This is a genomic window from Dactylosporangium sp. NPDC000521 (assembly GCF_042898305.1).
GTDB lineage: Bacteria > Actinomycetota > Actinomycetes > Mycobacteriales > Micromonosporaceae > Dactylosporangium.
Map to the genome: position 1 here is coordinate 1 of NZ_JBIAYW010000058.1, position 3,677 is coordinate 3,677.

The following is a 3,677-nucleotide window of genomic DNA, read 5'->3' on the forward strand; positions in this document are numbered from 1 at the left end:
GGGCTTCGACGTCATGCTGATGTGCTCTCCTCAGGACCGTCCAGGAAGAGTATCCCTGGTAGACAGGCTGTCTCACATCAGCGTGACAGGGAGGGATCCGGCGGCCCGTCCTGGGGTTGCGCCTCCGCAGCCAACCTGGGTGACCGGGTGATCACGTGTGGTGGATGTTTTGTTCGTACACTGGTGCCCGGGAGTCGTGCTCCCGGTTGTGCGCCGTGGGGTGAGGGGAAGGTGTGGAATGCCTCGTCGGAGTCTGCGGTGGATCTGGGCTGGGCGGATCGCCTTCGCCATCCTGATGGCCACTGTGGTGGTCTATCTCGCTGCGGTTGGTGCGGACGAGGCGAACAAGGTCGTCGGCATCGCCGGGCTGGTGGTGGCGCTGTTGGCTCTGGGCGCGCCGTATCTGTTGCCTGTTGCGGGAGGAGCGCCGGTGCCTGAACTGGACCGGGTTGAGGACACCGGTAACGCTGAAGCGCGCGGTGGCGGTCAGGCTACGACCGGAGCCGACATCACCGGAGACAGCGGACCCGTCCACGTCGTCCGATCGGGGGACGCGGCCGCTGACGGGCCGGGTTCGACGGCGACGACCGGCGTCGTGCGACGCCCCCGGTCGTGACCGACCCGAGCACACCGGGTCCCGCTGCCGCGGCTGACGACAGCGGGATCAGCGTCACCGGGTCCGGCGCCGCGACGGCGAGCAGAGGCGGCGTCGCCGTCAGCGGGGTCATCGCCGGTGATGTGACCAATGAGTATCACGAGCACCATCATGCCCCTCCTGCTGAGCCGGTGGTGTGGCCGGTTCAGATCGGCCGGCCGCCGGCGCTCGCTTCGGCGTTCCAGCCTCGCGAAGCTCTGCGGGAGCAGATTCTGAGCGCTCACCGTGACGGTGAGGACCTGGTGCTGGCTCAGCGCTCTGCCGGCGTGGCGGCGAGGGTACTGGCCGGTGGTGGCGGGGTTGGCAAGACGCAGCTGGCGGCGTGGTTCGCCCGTCACGCTATGGAGGAACAGAACGCTGACCTCGTGATGTGGGTGCCGGCTGGGACCGAGGATCAGGTCATTGCCTTGTATGCCCGTGCGGCGGTCCGCCTGTCTGTTCCAGGTGCCGACGGTGCCAGTCCAGCGGAGGCCGCCGAGGCGCTTCGCGAATGGCTGCACACGACCCGCCGTCGCTGGCTGATTGTCCTGGATGACGTCACCGACCCTGCCGATCTCGCTCACTGGTGGCCGCCCGCCGGCCCGCACGGATGGACCCTCGCCACCACCCGTCTACGGACCGCCGCCCTGACCGGCGGCGGACGACGTCGCATCGACATCGACGTCTACAGTGCGGACGAGTCGATCGCGTACCTGACCGAGCGGCTCACCAGCGAGGGCCTGCCGCATCTGCTCGATGACCGGACCGGCGACCTCGCCGAAGCGGTGGGGCGCCTGCCATTGGCGTTGGCGCATGCTGCCGCGTACATGATCAATGAGGCGGAGTCGTGCGGCAATTACCTCGATCGGTACACCAGCGGCCGGCAGCGGCTGATCGAGCTGATGCCAGTCGACGCTGACCCCGATGCCTACGGGCGACCCGTCGATGTCACGTTGCTGCTCAACCTGCAGGCCGCCGATCGGGCGACTCCTGTCGGGCTGGCCCGCCCGGCGCTGGACCTGGCCGCGCTGCTCGACCCGGCCGGTCACCCTGACACACTCTGGACCACCGGGCCCGTCACCGCCTTTCTCACCACGCATCGCGCCGATCCGGGCGGGTCCGTCACCGCTGACCAGGGTCGCGCGGCGTTGCGGCTGCTGCACCGCTACGGGTTGCTGACCCACGCCCCCATCGAGGGTCCTCGCGCTGTGCGCATCCACGCGCTCACTGCCCGGGCCGCCCGTGAACAGTCGAGCACTGACGCGGTGGAAGCTGCGCACGCTGTTGCCGACGCCCTTGTAACGCTCTGGCCCGCCAGCGACCGCACCGTCGACGCGGCGCCCCTGGTGGAGTCGTTGCGCGCCAACGCCACCGCCCTGCACGCCAACACTGGCACCGCACTTTGGCAGCCCAACGGACACGAACTGCTGTTCACGGCCGGTATCAGCCTTCTCAATGCCGGCCTGCCCGCCGCGGCAGTCACGCACTGGCAAACCCTCACCGAACGAGCACACCGACACCTCGGCCCCGCGCACCCCGATTCGATCCACGCCCGCGGCAACCTGGCGGCCTCCTATTGGCAGGCTGGTCGTACTGCTGACGCCATCGCCATCCAGGAGCGGGTGGTCGCCGACAGTGAACGGATTCACGGCTTCGAGCACCCCGAAACGATTCTTGCCCGCGCCAACCTGGCCGCCTTCCATTGGCAGGCTGATCGTTCCGCTGACGCCATCGCCATGCTGGAGAAGGCGGTCGCCGACAGTGAGCGGATGCTCGGCTCCGAGCATCCCCATACGATCCGTGCCCGCGCCAACCTGGCCACCTCGTACGGGCAGGCGGGTCGTTCCACCGAGGCAATCACCATCGTGGAGCGCGTGGTAGCCGAGCGCGAACAGATCCTCGGCGCCGAGCACCCCGATACGATCCGTGCCCGCTCCAGCCTGGCCGCCTCGTACTGGCAGGCCGGTCGTTTCACCGAGGCAATCACCATCGTGGAGCGGGTGGCGGCCGAGCGCGAACAGATCCTCGGCGCCGAGCATCTAGACACGGTCCGCGCCCGCGCCAACCTCGCCGCCTCCTATTGGCAGGCCGGTCGTTTCAGCGAGGCAATCACCATCCAGGAGCACGTGGTCGCCGACCGCAGACGCGTCCTCGGCCCCGAACACCCCGACACAATTGCCGCTGCCGCACGCTTGCGAGCCTGGACGTCCAGCACATAGGTGAGATCTGGCGATGACCGCACGCGCTGCGTGGCGGCGAAGATGGCGTAGAAGCATCCCGAACAGAGCAAGCCCCAACACCAACTGACCGCCGAGCCAGACCCCTCGTTGGCGTGCCCCAACGTCGCCGACCTCGAGCGCGGACCTGGTCGGTCCCAGCCGGCCCGTTCGAAGGCGCTGCTGCCGGTACGATCCCCGAATCGACACGCAGGAACGACCCCACGCTGCCGGGCGCCGGCACCTTCGGGCCGTGCTGAGTCTGGTGACGCTCGCGGCCGCTGTGCTGCCGGCCGGGTGCGGGCTGCTACCGGGCGAGCCGGCCCGGGTCTCGTCGCTGAGCTGGTCGCCCGACGGGTTTGTGTACTTCATCCGCAATGGCGGCTCTCGCAGGGTATGACGCCAGCGCACGTGACGCGCAAGGCCTGACGTGCGGCGACCAGGGCAAGGCCATGTCGCCCGTCACGACCGGCGACGGGCGGACGGTCGCGATGATCGTCACGACGGCACGCCGCGGTGAGGGCTTCGGCTCTTCGATGATCGACGGGTACGACTGGCAGGTCGGCCTCATCGAGGGCGACGCCGTCCGCCTGGTCGGGCCGACCGTCCGCGGCGTGTTGCAGATCGCCCTGGCGCCGGACGGGTCGCGAGTGGTGCTGGTCGATGGCGGGGTGCGGGTGCTCGACCTGCGTCAGGGTGAGACCCGCACCGTGACCACCGTGGGCGACGCCACTAGGCCGTGTCTCTTGGATCTCGGGTGGTGAGGTCGCGGAGCCAGATTTTGATGGTTGCGACGTCGATGGTGGCCAGGTACATGAAGGCACGCT

Annotated in this window: 3 protein-coding genes; all 3 read left to right on the forward strand. The window is 69.0% G+C overall.

Annotation, left to right across the window (positions count from 1 at the left end; translation table 11 throughout):
* The first annotated feature begins 295 nt into the window (after positions 1-295).
* The 3 genes from ACFY3L_RS54490 (at position 296) to ACFY3L_RS54500 (ending at position 3,614) form a co-directional block, all read left to right on the forward strand.
* Complete coding sequence (locus ACFY3L_RS54490; RefSeq protein WP_389343914.1) at positions 296-616, forward strand: hypothetical protein; 321 nt, start codon at positions 296-298, stop codon at positions 614-616.
* Complete coding sequence (locus tag ACFY3L_RS54495) at positions 613-2,853, forward strand: tetratricopeptide repeat protein (protein ID WP_389343917.1); 2,241 nt, start codon at positions 613-615, stop codon at positions 2,851-2,853. Before ACFY3L_RS54490 ends, ACFY3L_RS54495 begins: the two co-directional genes overlap by 4 nt.
* Positions 2,854-3,227: 374 nt before the next feature.
* Positions 3,228-3,614 (forward strand): hypothetical protein, encoded by a 387-nt coding sequence (locus ACFY3L_RS54500; RefSeq protein ID WP_389343920.1) that lies wholly within the window; start codon positions 3,228-3,230, stop codon positions 3,612-3,614.
* The last annotated feature ends 63 nt before the right edge of the window (positions 3,615-3,677 follow it).